At 50.8% G+C, this 14,727-nt stretch carries 15 protein-coding genes and 1 other RNA gene; 4 read left to right on the top strand and 12 right to left on the bottom strand.

What is annotated here, in order from left to right; genetic code table 11:
• Window position 1: 1 nt before the first annotated feature.
• From ELY33_RS05520 to rsmI, 7 genes are all read right to left on the bottom strand, one after another.
• Window positions 2–1,360 (bottom strand): UDP-N-acetylmuramoyl-tripeptide--D-alanyl-D-alanine ligase, encoded by a 1,359-nt coding sequence (locus tag ELY33_RS05520; RefSeq protein WP_126945134.1) that lies wholly within the window; start codon window positions 1,358–1,360, stop codon window positions 2–4.
• The gene (locus tag ELY33_RS05515; RefSeq protein WP_126945131.1) at window positions 1,360–2,853 is read right to left on the bottom strand and encodes a UDP-N-acetylmuramoyl-L-alanyl-D-glutamate--2,6-diaminopimelate ligase; all 1,494 of its coding nucleotides are present in this window, start codon (window positions 2,851–2,853) and stop codon (window positions 1,360–1,362) included. Before ELY33_RS05515 ends, ELY33_RS05520 begins: the two co-directional genes overlap by 1 nt.
• A 16-nt stretch (window positions 2,854–2,869) precedes the next feature.
• Window positions 2,870–4,576 (bottom strand): peptidoglycan D,D-transpeptidase FtsI family protein, encoded by a 1,707-nt coding sequence (locus tag ELY33_RS05510; protein ID WP_126945128.1) that lies wholly within the window; start codon window positions 4,574–4,576, stop codon window positions 2,870–2,872.
• Window positions 4,573–4,908, bottom strand: a complete 336-nt coding sequence (ftsL, locus tag ELY33_RS05505) for a cell division protein FtsL (RefSeq protein WP_126945125.1) — start codon at window positions 4,906–4,908, stop codon at window positions 4,573–4,575. The genes ELY33_RS05510 and ftsL overlap by 4 nt, the downstream gene beginning before the upstream one ends.
• 2 nt (window positions 4,909–4,910) lie before the next feature.
• Entirely contained in the window at window positions 4,911–5,867 is a 957-nt protein-coding gene (gene rsmH / locus ELY33_RS05500) for a 16S rRNA (cytosine(1402)-N(4))-methyltransferase RsmH (RefSeq protein ID WP_126945122.1), read from the bottom strand.
• A 50-nt stretch (window positions 5,868–5,917) separates the two neighbouring features.
• Window positions 5,918–6,277: RNase P RNA component class A (gene rnpB / locus ELY33_RS05495), an RNA gene on the bottom strand.
• Between the two features lie 46 nt (window positions 6,278–6,323).
• Complete coding sequence (rsmI, locus tag ELY33_RS05490) at window positions 6,324–7,181, bottom strand: 16S rRNA (cytidine(1402)-2'-O)-methyltransferase (protein ID WP_126945119.1); 858 nt, start codon at window positions 7,179–7,181, stop codon at window positions 6,324–6,326.
• Window positions 7,182–7,294: 113 nt separating this feature from the next.
• Between rsmI and ELY33_RS05485 the strand changes: the two genes are divergently transcribed.
• The 4 genes from ELY33_RS05485 (at window position 7,295) to ELY33_RS05470 (ending at window position 10,498) form a co-directional block, all read left to right on the top strand.
• Window positions 7,295–8,800: a penicillin-binding protein activator gene (locus ELY33_RS05485; RefSeq protein ID WP_126945116.1), complete on the top strand. Its 1,506-nt coding sequence runs from the start codon at window positions 7,295–7,297 to the stop codon at window positions 8,798–8,800.
• The gene (locus ELY33_RS05480) at window positions 8,790–9,179 is read left to right on the top strand and encodes a YraN family protein (protein WP_126945113.1); all 390 of its coding nucleotides are present in this window, start codon (window positions 8,790–8,792) and stop codon (window positions 9,177–9,179) included. The genes ELY33_RS05485 and ELY33_RS05480 overlap by 11 nt, the downstream gene beginning before the upstream one ends.
• Window positions 9,180–9,201: 22 nt before the next feature.
• Entirely contained in the window at window positions 9,202–9,795 is a 594-nt protein-coding gene (locus tag ELY33_RS05475) for a phosphoheptose isomerase (RefSeq protein ID WP_126945110.1), read from the top strand.
• Between the two features lie 130 nt (window positions 9,796–9,925).
• Complete coding sequence (locus tag ELY33_RS05470) at window positions 9,926–10,498, top strand: BON domain-containing protein (RefSeq protein WP_126945107.1); 573 nt, start codon at window positions 9,926–9,928, stop codon at window positions 10,496–10,498.
• Window positions 10,499–10,628: 130 nt separating this feature from the next.
• On the opposite strand, the gene ELY33_RS05465 is transcribed toward ELY33_RS05470, so the two are convergent.
• From ELY33_RS05465 to petA, 5 genes are all read right to left on the bottom strand, one after another.
• Window positions 10,629–11,117: a ClpXP protease specificity-enhancing factor gene (locus ELY33_RS05465; RefSeq protein ID WP_126945104.1), complete on the bottom strand. Its 489-nt coding sequence runs from the start codon at window positions 11,115–11,117 to the stop codon at window positions 10,629–10,631.
• 62 nt (window positions 11,118–11,179) lie between these two features.
• Complete coding sequence (gene sspA, locus ELY33_RS05460; protein WP_126945101.1) at window positions 11,180–11,806, bottom strand: stringent starvation protein SspA; 627 nt, start codon at window positions 11,804–11,806, stop codon at window positions 11,180–11,182.
• A 150-nt stretch (window positions 11,807–11,956) separates the two neighbouring features.
• Window positions 11,957–12,724 (bottom strand): cytochrome c1, encoded by a 768-nt coding sequence (locus tag ELY33_RS05455; protein ID WP_126945098.1) that lies wholly within the window; start codon window positions 12,722–12,724, stop codon window positions 11,957–11,959.
• Window positions 12,724–13,983 (bottom strand): cytochrome b, encoded by a 1,260-nt coding sequence (locus ELY33_RS05450; protein WP_126945095.1) that lies wholly within the window; start codon window positions 13,981–13,983, stop codon window positions 12,724–12,726. The genes ELY33_RS05455 and ELY33_RS05450 overlap by 1 nt, the downstream gene beginning before the upstream one ends.
• Window positions 13,983–14,582, bottom strand: coding sequence for a ubiquinol-cytochrome c reductase iron-sulfur subunit (gene petA / locus ELY33_RS05445; RefSeq protein ID WP_126945092.1), 600 nt, complete (start codon window positions 14,580–14,582; stop codon window positions 13,983–13,985). Before petA ends, ELY33_RS05450 begins: the two co-directional genes overlap by 1 nt.
• Between the last annotated feature and the right edge of the window lie 145 nt (window positions 14,583–14,727).

The following is a 14,727-nucleotide window of genomic DNA, read 5'->3' as shown; positions in this document are numbered from 1 at the left end:
CTTACCTTGTTTCATCCGCACGTAGCGCAGCTATGACATTTTCCATGCCGGCACTACGCGACCCTTTCACCAGCAGTGTGGTGTTAGGCGGCAGAGTATTAATAACATGACGCACTAGCGTCTCGTGGTCGTCGAAATGCAGCCCGCGACCGAAGGCTTCACTTGCTGAACGGGCGGCATCACCAAAGGTCAGTAATGTATCAATACCTAGTGACGCTGCGTAACGACCGATCTCAGCATGTAAGGCATGAGACTCACTGCCCAGCTCTCCCATTGCGCCAAGCGCACACCACCGAGGTGGAGGAAAGTTTGCTAACGCATCCAGCGCCGCTTTTACAGCACCAGGATTCGCGTTGTAAGTATCATCCAGCAGTGTCGTATTCCGCACGCCAGGCACGATGCTTAACCGACCAGATAATGAGGACAACTCGGAAAGCCCTCTCACTACTTGCTCTGGCATAACACCTAAGGCAAGAGCTGCCGAAGCGGCAGCCAACGCGTTACTTACATTATGCTTACCAATTAGCGGTAATTGTACATCACCCAGTCTTTGGCCACGCTCAACAAGCGTAAAAGCATACCGCCCCAATGAATCGCAAGAAAGTGCCGAGGCGTGAACATCCGCATCGTCATGTAAGCCATAGCTTACAATTTTCTTGTTTCCCGCACAGGCTGACCAAAACTCAAAGTAGTGATCATCACGATTTAGCACCGCAATACCGTCTTCAACTAAGCCGGCTAATATTTCGCTTTTGGCTTGAGCAATTTGCCCCATACCACCGAATTCTCCAACATGCGCGCCTGTCACATTGGTGATGATGGCAACATTTGGAGAAGTTAGTTGGCTGGTCCAGGCAATTTCGCCTAGATGGTTCGCCCCCAGCTCAATCACGCCTACCTGATGGTGTGTTGCTAAACGCAGAAGCGTTAGCGGGGCTCCAATATCATTGTTTAAATTGCCCTCTGTGGCCAGCACACTGCCTAATGGAGATAGTAGCGCAGACGTCATCTCTTTCACGGTCGTTTTACCGCTGTTACCGGTGACAGCCACCAGTGGCAGCTTGGCTTGCTGACGCCAAGCCCGCGCCAGCAAGCCAAGCCCCAACCGAGTATCTGCGCATACCAATTGAGGAAGCAAACTACTGACTGAACGCTCTACCAAAGCGGCTGCGGCCCCTTTCTCAAGCGCCTGATCAATAAAATCATGGCCATCAAAACGAGGCCCTTTCAAAGCGACAAACAAACAACCAGGTACAATATGGCGTGTATCGGTGATAACCGCTGTCACCGGTATTGCACACAAGGGTTGTGGAACAGAAAGCTTTAGCGCTGAGGCAATGCTAGCTAACGACCAGTTCATCACATATCTGCCCTAAGTTTGAAGGCTTTTAACACTTGTTCGCTATCTTGGTAGTCATGACGCACGTTCCCGATGTGTTGATAGGCTTCATGGCCTTTTCCAGCCACCAATATAACGTCCTGGGCATCGGCATGCTGTACCGCGTAGCAAATCGCCTGACTACGATCCGCTATTTCCGTAAATACAGCCACAGCAGAAAAGCCCGAAATAATTTGTTGACGAATTTGCTCGGCAGGCTCATTACGCGGATTATCGTCAGTAACGATCACATGATCAGCTCGCTGTTCCGCTACGGCGGCCATTTCAGTGCGCTTACCCGTATCACGCTCACCACCACAACCAAACAGACACCATAACTTTCCAGCACTGCCCAAATGCTCTTTCAGCGCTTCGAGTGCATTGGCTAAAGCATCAGGTGTATGCGCGTAATCAATAACAACACTTGGCGCATCAGCATCTCGATATAGTGCCATTCGCCCAGGCACTGGTTCCAGCTCAGTTGCCGACTCAAACAACTGGCCTAGTGGTTCGCCCAATCCATAAAGCACACTAATAGCAAGCAATACATTGTCTAGGTTAAACCGCCCCATTAAACCAAGATTGAGCGTTTTTTCACCCTCCGGTGTAGCAACAAGGGCCTGCTGACCATGCTCATGGGGATGCCAGCCAAGCACACGAAGCGTCACCGCCTCATCGTCGCCTACTGCCAGAACACGCACACTGCTATCACAACCTGCTAACATCAGCCGCGCAAGAGGGTCATCTGCGTTGACCACCGCCAGCACAAGTTCAGAACGCCTAAACAACTTGGCTTTTGCAGCAGCGTACGCCGCCATACTGCCATGGTAATCAAGATGATCACGCGTTAAGTTGGTAAACACCCCCGCAGTCACATTCACTGCGTCTAAACGGCGCTGCTCAAGGGCATGCGAAGACGCTTCAAGCGCCACACGCCTAACCCCTTGGTGAGCTAAATCAGCCAAGGTTTCTTGCATTTCCAATGAACCAGGCGTGGTAAGGCCTGTGTCGACTAGCTGGCCGAGGCGTCCTACACCTAATGTCCCTATCAACCCTGTTGGCTTACCAAGCAATTCGCTTAATGCTGCGATGTAATGGGTAACAGAGCTTTTCCCATTCGTACCGGTCACCCCTATCACTTGAAGATCATTGGGGACAGAAAACAGTGCACGCCCCAACTCACCAAGCCGCATAGACAGATGAGGCAAATAAAGGATATCCCCATCTAATGTGACACTGCCTTTTTTAGTGTGCGCCAAAACAAGTGATGCACCTGCCGCTAGCGCTTGGTCAGCAAATTCATAACCATCACGCTGACTACCAGGAACAGCCACAAATACATCACCCATCGCTAGCTTGCGCGTATCAGTCACTAAGCGAAGCTGCTCCGGCAATACAGGTAGCGGTTCAGGCAGTACGGCGTTAGGCCAAAGCTGTTTTAACGCTACCCATAAACTCTCTGGGGACACCTTCATGCAATCTCCTTAAATGCTACTCGACCTCACGATCAGGCGGCACGTCCAGCAAACGTAGGGCATTACCTGTAACGCTAGAGAACACCGGAGCAGCCACTGCCCCACCATAAAACTCGCCAGCACGTGGGTGATCAATCATAACGACAGTAACAATACGCGGGTCAGAAATAGGCGCAATCCCCGCAAAAACACTGCGATAAGCGTCTTTGGTATAGCCTTGCTGCCCTATTTTACGCACCGTGCCCGTTTTCCCCCCCACACGGTAGCCCTCAACGCGTGCTCGCCGCCCACCTGTATAAGCTGCGACCGACGTTTCTAAAATATTCAGTAAATCATTGGCAACCGAGGGCGATATGGCGGGAATGCCTTGGGGGGGTTCAGAAAGCTTCAACAGCGAAGGCGGTAAACGATCGCCGTTATTTGCAAGCGCTGTGTAGGCACTAGCCAATTGAACTGCTGAAACAGAGAGGCCGTAGCCATAGGAAAGCGTTGCTCGCTCGCTTCGAGACCAGCGCACTGGCGCCGGCAAGCTGCCTGTTGCTTCACCAGGAAAGCCCGTTCCTGGCGCCTGCCCAAGCCCTAACTGATTGTATTTTTCCCAGATGGCAGTATCGCTTAGCTGCAGTGCCAAGCGAGACATGCCTACATTCGAAGATTTTTCTAGAATCCCCGCTAAATCTAACTCACCATAATTACGGAAATCACGAATAGTAAATTGATCCAAGCGCATCCAACCTGGCGAGGTATCCACGACAGCATCGCGATTTACAACGCCACTTTCTAGTATTGCAGCCATTGCCAGAGGTTTCATTACAGACCCAGGCTCAAACACATCAACCAACGCCTGGTTCCGTAACCCCCGCGGGTCCAAACCCGCGCGATTATTAGGATTGTAGGAAGGTAGATTAGCCATCGCCAAGACTTCACCGGAACGAGCATCAAGCATTACAAGCACACCACCATCAGCTTCATGCTCAGCTACGGCAGCGCGCAATTCACGATAAGCCATGTATTGAATCCGCTGATCAATCGCCAGCGTTAATTCACCGCCTGGCTGGGCATCGCGAATGACACCAAGCTCACGCACTAAGCGTCCTCGCCGGTCTTTAATCACACGGCGCTGGCCAGGGTGGCCCGCCAGATAAGGCTGATAAGAGAGCTCTAAACCCTCTTGACCAACATCGTCAACATTCGTCACCCCTAATAACTGCGCCGCTACCTCGCCCGCCGGGTAGTAACGCTTATATTCACGTTGCTGATAAACACCTGGCGTACGTAGGTTTAAAATTCGCTGGGCCGCATCAGGGGTCATTTGACGTCGCAGATACATAAACTCGCGGCTGCTATATCGAGAAACGCGCGACTCAAAGTCATCTAATGACATGCCTAGGGCTTGAGCCAGCATAACCCGCTGAATGGCATCAGTAGGAAGCTCTTGAGGGTTTGCCCAAAGTGTCACAACAGGCGTAGAAATAGCCAGCGGCTCACCATTACGATCAGTGATCATACCGCGGTGTGCAGGTATTGCCTCATGGCGAAGCGTCCGGGCATCGCCTTGGCTTTGTAAAAAAGGACGGTCAATTACCTGCAGTAGCGTAATCCTACCGACTAGGATGGCTGATGCGACCATTACAATGATAAGAATAAACAAAAACCGTCCGCCAGCTAATGGCGGCGCGATAGGCATCTGACGGGATATCCCTCCCCGACTTTCGCGCTTCATGGTCGAATCACCTCGACATCATTCACATCGGGAATGCGCATCTCAAGCCGTTCCGTAGCAATTTGCTCTATACGGGCCGGAGTAGACCACGCCCCTTCTTCCAATAGCAGCTGCCCCCACTCTGTTTGCAGCTGATTTTTTTCCTGCTCCAGTTGTTGTAGCTGCGCATATTGCACTCGCGTCATGTGTGTAGTGGCAACTACTAAACCACCAGTAACAACACACGCTAAAAACAGCACAATAAGGATAGCTGGCCAAGCACGAAAACGTAGCTTGAAAGGCCATTCGGTGCGCAGCGTTGACGCCCAACGCTCAATCCGATCCATGCTCATGATCACACTCGTTTACGGGCGGCTCGCATAACGGCACTGCGCGCCCGGGGGTTAGCGTCTACCTCTTCATCGCTTGGGCGCATTCCTTTACCCAAGGCTTCAAGACGACGATTTAGCTGATCATCGCGAATTGGCACACCCCGCGGCAAGTGCGTATCACCACGCACATGGTGGCGAATAAAACGCTTTACACGACGATCTTCAAGAGAGTGGAAGCTAATCACAACAAGATGGCCGCCTGGCGCAAGTGCTTCCAGCGCCCCTTCAAGCGCTGCATCCAGCTGATCAAGCTCACCATTTAAATAGATGCGTAGGCCCTGAAAGGCTTTAGTAGCTGGGTGACGACCTTTTTCCCAGGCAGGATGAGCCGTTTTTAATACGTCTGCCAAGTCGACGGTATGAGTGAACGGCCTTTCCACGCGGCGCGTAACAACGGCGCGCGCTAAGCGCTTTGCGTAGCGCTCTTCCCCGTAGGTTTTAAATACATAGGCAATATCAGTTTCGCTTGCACGGGCTAAAAACGCGGCGGCACTCTCTCCTTGCGTTGGATCCATTCGCATATCAAGCGGCCCGTTGCGCATGAAGCTAAAGCCACGCTCTGGATCATCTAACTGTGGAGAAGAAACGCCGATGTCTAGCAATACGCCTGCAAGCTTTCCGTAAACCTCTTGCTCTTGTGCATATTCAGCTAACCGCGCGAACTCCCGCTGCGTAATATCAAAGCGAGGATCATCGATATCTTCAGCGGCTGCAATTGCTTGAGGGTCACGATCCATGGCCATTAATCGGCCTTGTTCGCTCAAACGGGAAAGAATAAGACGAGAATGCCCGCCTCGCCCGAACGTGCCGTCTAAATAAATACCACCGGGATTATGAACAAGTGTATCCACTGCCCCTTCTAATAAAACGCTGGTGTGGCGAAAACGGGAAGTAACCTGGTCAGCGTCAGGAGAAGGCATGTTAATCTCACACAATGTTAAAAAGGTACTAACGAAGCACCTTTATGGAAATGGGGAGTCGGCCGATAAGCCGGGTTCTGTCGTGGACAGTCATTCCTCTAGGCGCTGCGTCACCACAGCGCTCAAGCAACCTACCCGGACCCAGCGCGGGCCACGCCATTGGGTCCCTATTTGGTCTTGCTCCGAGTGGGGTTTACCATGCCACGCACTGTTGCCAGGCGCGCGGTGCGCTCTTACCGCACCCTTTCACCCTTACCGGCCTCGAAAGGCTTAGGCGGTCTACTCTCTGCTGCACTTTCCGTCGGCTTACGCCGCCCAGGCGTTACCTGGCACTCTGCCCTATGGAGCCCGGACTTTCCTCCCCCAACCGCTTTTACAAGCGTGTTAGCGGCGACTGTCTGGCCAACTCCGGCGGCAAGCATACCAGCGCCCCGCCGTCGCCTCAATGCTCTCCTTTCAATACTCACCTTTTAATGTTTGCAATCTTGCGTACCATTCTTGTTTTCGACCACCTAACATTTTTGCAGCAATAGCAGCACCTTGCTTAACGCCAACACCCTCTGCAAGCATTGCGTTAAGCAGCTCGGCGGCAGTAATCAATTGCTCATCGCTTTGTACAGCGGGTGGCGCCCCAGCGATCATCACCACAAACTCCCCTCGACTTTGATTAGGATCTTGTAACAATTGTTCAAGTAATGCCTGGGGAGAACCTTGCAGAAAGGTTTCGTATGTCTTGGTTAGCTCTCTTGCCAACACTACTGCTCTATCAGGCATTTGCTCGCACAAAGCTTCCAGAGTATGCACAATCCGGTGTGGCGACTCATAGAACACCAAGGTTTCCTCGCGGGCCTGCCATTTCTCAAGCGCTTGCCGTCGCGCACTGGGTTTTGATGGCAAAAAACCACCAAATGTAAACCTGTCTGTAGGTAAACCAGCAGCTGACAGCGCACTAACCAGTGCACAAGGCCCCGGAAGTGGGACGATCTGCCTACCCCGCAATCGCAACTCTCTCACCAATACGAAACCCGGGTCACATATAAGCGGCGTCCCGGCATCACTAATTAGGGCAATATTTTCCCCCGCCATTAAATAGCTATCCAGTGTATCGACTCGCCGCGCCTCGTTGTGTTCATGCAATGAAAGCATCGGCGTATTAATGCCTAAATGCGCTAACAAGCGGCCGCTGTGACGTGTATCCTCAGCAGCAATACGTGATACCTCTGCTAATACCCGAGCAGCGCGTGGCGATAAGTCTTCCAAATTCCCAATTGGTGTTGCAACCACGTACAATATACCCGGATGTTGGTGTGTCATTGTGACTCCCGACTTGTTAATAGCCTGCACTGACGGTGCGCTATGCTTGTGCAGTGGTAAATTTATCTGCTCGTTGAGTGGCGGCAGCGCAAATGGAAACTAAGGAAGGATACATGAAACAGTCAATACGTGGATTACTGGCCACTGCCTTCATGGCGCTTCTTATCACAGGGTGCGCCATGCAACCGCCAAGCGTGGTTGACCGCGTCCCTGACCAGGATGCTAATCGATTGCTCAATCAAGCAGAGCAGCAAGCGCCAGAGCAAGCAGCCAAAACGCGACTGGAAGCGGCAAATATCCTCGCCAGACAAGGGCAACGCGAAAGCGCTTTTGACGCAGCCGATGCGGTTAATGAAAGCATGCTTTCAGAATCGGATCGGGTGCGCTGGGCAATGCTTTTCTCAGAACTAGCACGTGGCCTTGACAACCCCCGCGCGGTCCTTCGCGCGACTCAAGTGCTTGACGACGAACTCCCCATGCAAGCAAATCAACAAAAAACGCTTGCTGAACGCCAACAGTGGGCACGTCAAGCATTGGATCAAACACCGCCAGCCACAGCATCTATACCCGAGTTAGAGGGCGTCGACATACGCCGCATTGCAGTGGCATTACCAGAATCCGGCCCACTGAGTAGCGTGGCTAACGCGATCGCGACCGCCATGCGCCGTCATCACGGCTTAAAGGGAGATAACGTACAGCTTAATTTCATCGATACGTCTCAATATTCACTTGATGAGGTCTACCAACGTGCAGCGCAAATGAATGCTCAAATTCTGATTGGCCCGATTGATAAAGAACAAGTCACTCAACTTGAGCAACGCAACAGTGTACCGCTACCTACGCTGGCCCTGAACTATGGCAACAGCGCAAGCAATCAAGCGCCTCAACTCCTTCAGTATGGTTTATCCGCTGAAGATGAAGCTCGCCAAGCGGCTCGCAGAGCCTTTCAGGACGGCCATCGCCAAATGTCAATTATGGTGCCTGACAACGCCTGGGGTCGACGTGTAGGCGAAGCGTTCTGGAACGAATGGCAAGGTCAAGGCGGTGAAATCACAAACGCCGTACGCTATGACCCTAGTAGCGCCGTAGCTAACGCAGTAAAAACAGCCTTAAATGTTAGCGGTGACCGCGCACGTCTTAGCAACATTGATGCGCTATTCCTGTTGGCACTACCCGAGTATGCGCGCCAGGTGCCGCCAACCATGGATTACTACTACGCCCCTAACTTGCCTATTTACGCCACTTCCCACCTTCACGAAGGACGTTTACAGGCACGCTTAGATAAAGATCTGAATGGTGTGATGTTTATCGATATTCCCTGGCAAATCCCTGACGCAGCGGTAGGCGGTGAAGAGGCGCTACCCTTTTATTCCAGCTACACTGAGCTACGCAATGGGTCAGATGCCTCCATGTTCCGTTTAATGGCAATGGGTGTGGATGCCTACGAACTTGGCATTCGCCTTTCAGATTTATCTGCCCTTGATGGAATGAATGGAAGCACTGGAATACTTCGCCTATCGGCAGATGGCAGGGTTTATCGAGAGTTACCGTGGGCTAAGTTCCAAAATGGTGTGCCTTCGCCCATTTTGATTCCCGGCCTGCTGAACGATGACCAGTAATCAACAGACGTCTAATACACCGCAGACAGCCCGAGCACGAGGTGCTGCCATTGAGCAATTAGCCGCTCGATGGTTGCAGCAACATGGCTTAACGCTTATTACTAGCAATCACCACGTTAAAGGTGGTGAACTAGATCTTGTGATGAAAGACCAGGATACCCTGGTCTTTATCGAGGTCAAACACCGTACCACTTCAACCTACGGCCATCCTTTAGAGACCGTCACTGCGCAAAAGCGGCATCGCCTAATTCGAGCCGCCAAGCTCTATATCGCTCGGCATGCTGTTTCAAGTCCCTGTCGCTTTGATATTCTAGCAATTACAGGCACGCCTCCCGCCCTAGAATTTCAATGGGAAAAAGCGGCCTTTGACGCATACTGATACTTTTACCTAGGAAGCCCTTATGGACTTTCAATCACGAATACTTAATCACTTTAACGCCAGCATAGACACGAAAACGTATGCTAGCGAAGTACTGCCGCCTTTTATCGAAGTCGCCAGCCAAATGATGGTTCAGTGCCTGGTTAACGAAGGTAAAGTTCTTGCCTGTGGCAATGGCGGCAGCGCAGGCGACAGTCAGCACTTTTCCTCAGAGCTATTGAATCGCTTTGAACGTGAACGCCCTAGCCTGCCCGCATTAGCGTTGACCACTGACACCTCAACGCTTACCTCTATTGCAAACGACTACAGTTATAATGAGGTATTTTCCAAGCAGATCAGAGCGCTAGGTCAGCCTGGAGACGTTCTATTAGCCATTTCCACCAGCGGCAACTCCGCCAACATCGTTCAAGCCATTCAGGCGGCCCATGATCGAGATATGACGGTAGTAGCCCTAACCGGCCGAGATGGTGGCGATATGGCATCACTGCTTGGCCAAGATGACTGTGAGATCCGCGTTCCGGCAACATCCACCGCGCGCATTCAAGAAGTTCACCTACTCGTCATCCACTGTTTGTGTGATTTAATTGACGAACAGCTGTTTGGCAGCGCTAACTAAATAGACAGTGCTAACTAAACTAAATAGACAGTGCTAAACAATTTAAACTGACCGGATTAAACTGAACAGAATCGATTAAGCAGATAGATTAATACCTATTTACTCAACATTTTCAAAGGGAGTCATTGCCATGGGCCTGCGTTATTCTTCACACAAACTGGTTGCCGTTGCGGCGCTTAGCGTTATTTTACTCGCCGGATGTGCGAATAACGCGGCATCTAACCCGTCCAATTATGGACAGCGCAGTAGCGATGTTGAAGCCATCGACACCACTATTGAGCGTGAAGCCTCACGAGCATTAGATCGTTCAGATGCTCGATTAAGAGATGCACGCATAAGAGCACATAGTTATAACGGCTCGCTACTTCTGGTGGGTCAAGTACCAAGCGAGGAACTGCGTAATAAAGCAGGCGAGGTCGCCGGCTCTCTTCGAGGCGTCAACCAAGTACACAATGAACTTAGCATTGCTGCAAATTTACCTACTAGCCAACGTCTAAATGACACTTGGCTTACCACTAATGTCATGAGCCAACTCGCCACCAATGACCGCATCGATTCATCCAAACTAAAAATCACTACAGAAAACGCAAATGTGTATCTGATGGGTAGGGTGACACGCGATGAAGGCGATCGAATTGCTAATGCGGTATCGTCAGTTGGCGGCATTCAGCGAATCGTTAAAGTCTTTGACTATATGGATTGATTAACGCGTCAATTCACAAAAAAACCTCGTCTCAGTAATATCTGAAACGAGGTTTTTTTATTTGCCAACGGTTTTTCTAAGAAAAACCGTCGTTATAAATACAGCTAGATAACGCAGTCAAACCAACATCCTACTTGACCACACGTAACGTCGGCTTTTTCTTAGTCTTTTTAGACGCCCGGGCAGAGATATCCCCTTCTTTCTCAGGAACCGACTCTGTCACCGTCAACTCGGGCTTGGAAGATTCATCAAAGGAGTCTGCAAAATCCTCTTCCAATTCCGCATCATCAAACTCTGCAGCATCCAGCTCTGGCTCATGCCCAAACACCATACCAGCACCATTTTCACGAGCGTAAATCGCGATAAGCGCAGATGTTGGAATCATTACCTGCATAGGCTGACCTCCAAAACGAGCGCTAAAACCCATTGCCTGGTTTTCCATAAACAAATCACGTACAGCGGTTGGCGCTACATTCAGCACAATTTGTCCATTTTGAACAAACTGACGCGGCACCTCCACGCCAGGTTGGGTAGCATCCACCACCACGTATGGCGTTAATTCATTATCCAACAACCACTCATAGAGAGCTCGGGCGAGATAGGGACGGCTCGATTTCATAAGACTCCCTCCTCCTGACAAATATGCCCCTTACCTAGTCAAGGAAAAGAGGCAACATGAATTCAAGCGCGCATCTCTTTTTCACGCTCGTTTAAAGATGCCTTAAACGCTTCGCGTTCGAATACCCGCGACATATAGCCCAGCAAAGGTTTCACCTGCTTCTCAGGCAATTCAATATTCAGCTCCGGCAAACGCCACAAAATCGGCGCTAGACAGCAGTCTACAAGCGTGAACTCTTCACTCATGAAGTAAGGCATGTCTTCAAAGATAGGCGAAATTCCAATAAGGCTTTCGCGCAGTTCTTTACGCGCCTTTTCCGCTTCTTTTTTACCACTAGTACGTATTTGCTCCAGCATCGGGCACCACTCGCGCTCAATGCGATGCATCCACAAACGGCTTTGCGCCCGTGCTACCGGGTATACAGGCAACAAAGGCGGATGAGGGAAACGCTCATCCAAATATTCCATCATGACTTTAGATTCATAAAGCACTAAGTCACGATCCAGCAGCGTAGGCACGCTGTTGTACGGGTTGAGGTCTGCTAATTCTTCAGGCGGACGCTCATCGTTGACGTCAACAATATCAACTGCCACCCCCTTTTCAGCCAGAACAATGCGCACACGATGACTAAAATGATCATCACTACCAGAATAAAAGATCATCGACGACCGCTTGGCCACAACACCCATGAAAGCATCCTCGCATCAAAACAATCTTTGATAATAACACGCCAGCGCTAGCTTATGGGAAGGTAACCCGCTTTGCATTACGACTGACTATATAAACAAAAGGCGCACGGCTTACGCCGTGCGCCCGACATGCCTGTGATCACTTAATTGTTAGTGAACGTCTCGCCAGTACTCACGCTTAAGCAAGTAGGCAATCACACCAAAAATAAAGATGAAAATAAGCACTTTAGGAGCCAATGTCTGAGCATGAAGCTTAGACGGCTCACCTACGTAGGCAAGGAAGTTAGTCAAATCATAAATCGCTTCCTCAAATTCAGCGGGTTCCATGGCGCCCGCCTGCGTCACTTTCAATACATCGCAAGACTGGTATTTACCCGACAGAGGGTCCGGCGACTGGCCTGCTACCGGCTGATCTGTTTCTGAACAGACCATCTCCTGAACACCTTGCAGCGGCTCCAACACGTTTGGCATCGCTGAAGCTTCGAGCACCATGTTGTTAACACCCAGCGGCTGGGTAGGGTCGCGATAGAAAGTCAGCAGGTAGGAATAGATGTAGTCCGAGCCACGCAAACGATCAATCAGCGTAAGGTCAGGCGGCGCGGCACCGAACCAAGTTTCTGCATCGCCACTATCCATTGCAATGTGCATTTGATCGTTAAACGCTAGATCGGAGGAGAAAATCAAGTTCTCCTCGACCAAGTCCTGCGGAATACCCAAGTCCTCTGCTGCGCGGGCAAAACGCTGGTGTTCAAGCGAGTGACAACCCATACAATAGTTAACGAAAAGCTTCATACCATTTTGCAAAGACGCCTGATCTCGAAGATCAGGATCCATACTATGGGGCACACTCGCGCCACCAGCAGCTAGTGCCGTTACCGGCAATAGCGCAAACAGAAGTGCAATCAGTTGTTTTTTCATTAGCCAGTCACCCTTTCCGGAACGGGTTTAGTCTTCTCCAGCTTGGTATAAAACGGCATCAGCACGAAGAAGGCGAAGTAAATGACTGTACATACTTGCGCTAAAATAGTGCGACCCTCAGTCGATGGCAGCACGCCCAAAATACCAAGGATCACAAAGCTGATGCAGAACAGCAGCAACATCACTTTGGACATCCAGCCTTTGTAGCGCATCGAACGCACCGGGCTACGATCCAGCCACGGTAAGACGAAAAGAACCGCGATGGCTCCGCCCATGAAGAGGACCCCAAGGAACTTAGCATCTAAGCCAAATAACGAAAAAGTAATGGCTCGCAGAATCGCGTAGAAAGGCGTGAAGTACCAAACCGGCGCAATGTGGTTAGGCGTAACCAATGGGTTAGCTGGTTCAAAGTTCGGTTTCTCAATGAAGTAACCACCTCCCTCAGGGAAGTAAAAGACCACCACACAGAAAACGAACAGGAAAATCGCAATACCCACCAGATCTTTCACAGTGTAATAAGGATGGAAAGCGATACCATCTAGCGGCTTACCAGTCTCATCTTTCTTTTGCTTGATATCGATGCCGTCTGGGTTATTCGAACCTACTTCGTGTAACGCAATAATGTGCAGAACCACTAACGCTAAGATAACAATGGGCAATGCGACAACATGAAGCGCAAAGAAACGATTCAGTGTAATACCAGAGATCAGGAAGTCACCACGCACCCACTGAGCCAGGTCAGGACCGATACCAGGAATAGCTGAGAACAGCGAAATAATTACCTGAGCACCCCAGTAAGACATCTGCCCCCATGGCAGTAGGTAACCCATAAAGGCTTCTGCCATAAGCATCAGATAAATGGTCATACCAAAGATCCACACCAGCTCGCGCGGGGCTTTATAGGAGCCGTACATCAAGCCGCGGAACATATGCAGGTAAATCACCAAAAAGAAGGCAGATGCCCCCGTGGTATGCATATAACGAATCAGCCAGCCCCATTCCACATCGCGCATGATGTACTCAACGGAGGCAAAAGCACCTTCAGCTGACGGGTTATAGCTCATTGTGAGCCACACACCGGTCAGAATTTGGTTAATTAGCATCAACAATGCCAAAACACCAAAAAGGTAAAAGAAGTTGAAGTTCTTCGGAGCGTAGTATTTTGTCAGATGATCTTGCATCATCTGCGTGGCAGGAAAACGATCATCCACCCAACGCATGATCCCGCTTTCTGCCTTGGCCTTATCTGGATTACCCATTATACAGCCTCCTGATCTTCGCCTACCACGATGATGTCATCGCTTTCGAAACGGTAGGGCGGCACTTCAAGGTTAGTTGGCGCAGGGACATTACTGTACACGCGGCCAGCTAAGTCAAAGCGGGAACCATGGCATGGACAAAAGAAACCACCCGGCCAGTTATCCACCCCTACTCCTTCGGCATTTGGCTCAGGCCGAAACAATGGCGAACAGCCCAAGTGCGTACAGATCCCAATCAACACCCCTATCTCTGGCTTAATAGAGCGTAGACCACCTTGAATATAGGCTGGTTGCTGAGGCACTTCCGAATTAGGATCCGACAAACTATCGGCACCCAGAGCCTCAGTACGCTCTATCATTTCAGGCGTACGATTAATAATCCACACCGGACGACCACGCCACTCGACAGTCATACGCTGACCAGGCTCAAGCTTCGATATATCAGCTTGAACAGGCGCGCCTGCCGCTTTTGCCTTGGCACTAGGCTGCCAAGAAGCCACAAAGGGGACCGCAACCCCGACAGCGCCCACCGCCCCTACAACGGAGGTGGCGCCTACGAGGAAACGGCGCCGACCTTTGTTTACGCCGTTATCTGCCATTTCTGGTTTCTCCCATCAGCTTACCCGTTCCGCCGCAAAGGCGTCTTGCGACGACGAATATCAAATACGTTCTATGTTAAAAAAACAAAGCGCTCTGCACAAGAACTACCGCCCGTGACCATGGTGGTATAAGCGTTATAATTTT

The sequence above is a fragment of the Vreelandella andesensis genome, assembly GCF_003989795.1.
In the GTDB taxonomy this organism is placed as follows: Bacteria; Pseudomonadota; Gammaproteobacteria; order Pseudomonadales; family Halomonadaceae; genus Vreelandella; species Vreelandella andesensis.
Note: the sequence above shows the minus strand (reverse complement) of the source record. Positions and strands in the feature narration are given on the sequence as shown.

Bases quoted from the DNA above. Each gene is read 5' to 3' on its own strand.
- ELY33_RS05520 (WP_126945134.1), bottom strand. From the start codon at position 1,360: ATGAACTGGTCGTTAGCTAGCATTGCCTCAGCGCTAAAGCTTTCTGTT.
- ELY33_RS05515 (WP_126945131.1), bottom strand. From the start codon at position 2,853: ATGAAGGTGTCCCCAGAGAGTTTATGGGTAGCGTTAAAACAGCTTTGG.
- ELY33_RS05510 (WP_126945128.1), bottom strand. From the start codon at position 4,576: ATGAAGCGCGAAAGTCGGGGAGGGATATCCCGTCAGATGCCTATCGCG.
- ftsL (WP_126945125.1), bottom strand. From the start codon at position 4,908: ATGAGCATGGATCGGATTGAGCGTTGGGCGTCAACGCTGCGCACCGAA.
- rsmH (WP_126945122.1), bottom strand. From the start codon at position 5,867: ATGCCTTCTCCTGACGCTGACCAGGTTACTTCCCGTTTTCGCCACACC.
- rsmI (WP_126945119.1), bottom strand. From the start codon at position 7,181: ATGACACACCAACATCCGGGTATATTGTACGTGGTTGCAACACCAATT.
- ELY33_RS05485 (WP_126945116.1), top strand. From the start codon at position 7,295: ATGAAACAGTCAATACGTGGATTACTGGCCACTGCCTTCATGGCGCTT.
- ELY33_RS05480 (WP_126945113.1), top strand. From the start codon at position 8,790: ATGACCAGTAATCAACAGACGTCTAATACACCGCAGACAGCCCGAGCA.
- ELY33_RS05475 (WP_126945110.1), top strand. From the start codon at position 9,202: ATGGACTTTCAATCACGAATACTTAATCACTTTAACGCCAGCATAGAC.
- ELY33_RS05470 (WP_126945107.1), top strand. From the start codon at position 9,926: ATGGGCCTGCGTTATTCTTCACACAAACTGGTTGCCGTTGCGGCGCTT.
- ELY33_RS05465 (WP_126945104.1), bottom strand. From the start codon at position 11,117: ATGAAATCGAGCCGTCCCTATCTCGCCCGAGCTCTCTATGAGTGGTTG.
- sspA (WP_126945101.1), bottom strand. From the start codon at position 11,806: ATGGGTGTTGTGGCCAAGCGGTCGTCGATGATCTTTTATTCTGGTAGT.
- ELY33_RS05455 (WP_126945098.1), bottom strand. From the start codon at position 12,724: ATGAAAAAACAACTGATTGCACTTCTGTTTGCGCTATTGCCGGTAACG.
- ELY33_RS05450 (WP_126945095.1), bottom strand. From the start codon at position 13,983: ATGGGTAATCCAGATAAGGCCAAGGCAGAAAGCGGGATCATGCGTTGG.
- petA (WP_126945092.1), bottom strand. From the start codon at position 14,582: ATGGCAGATAACGGCGTAAACAAAGGTCGGCGCCGTTTCCTCGTAGGC.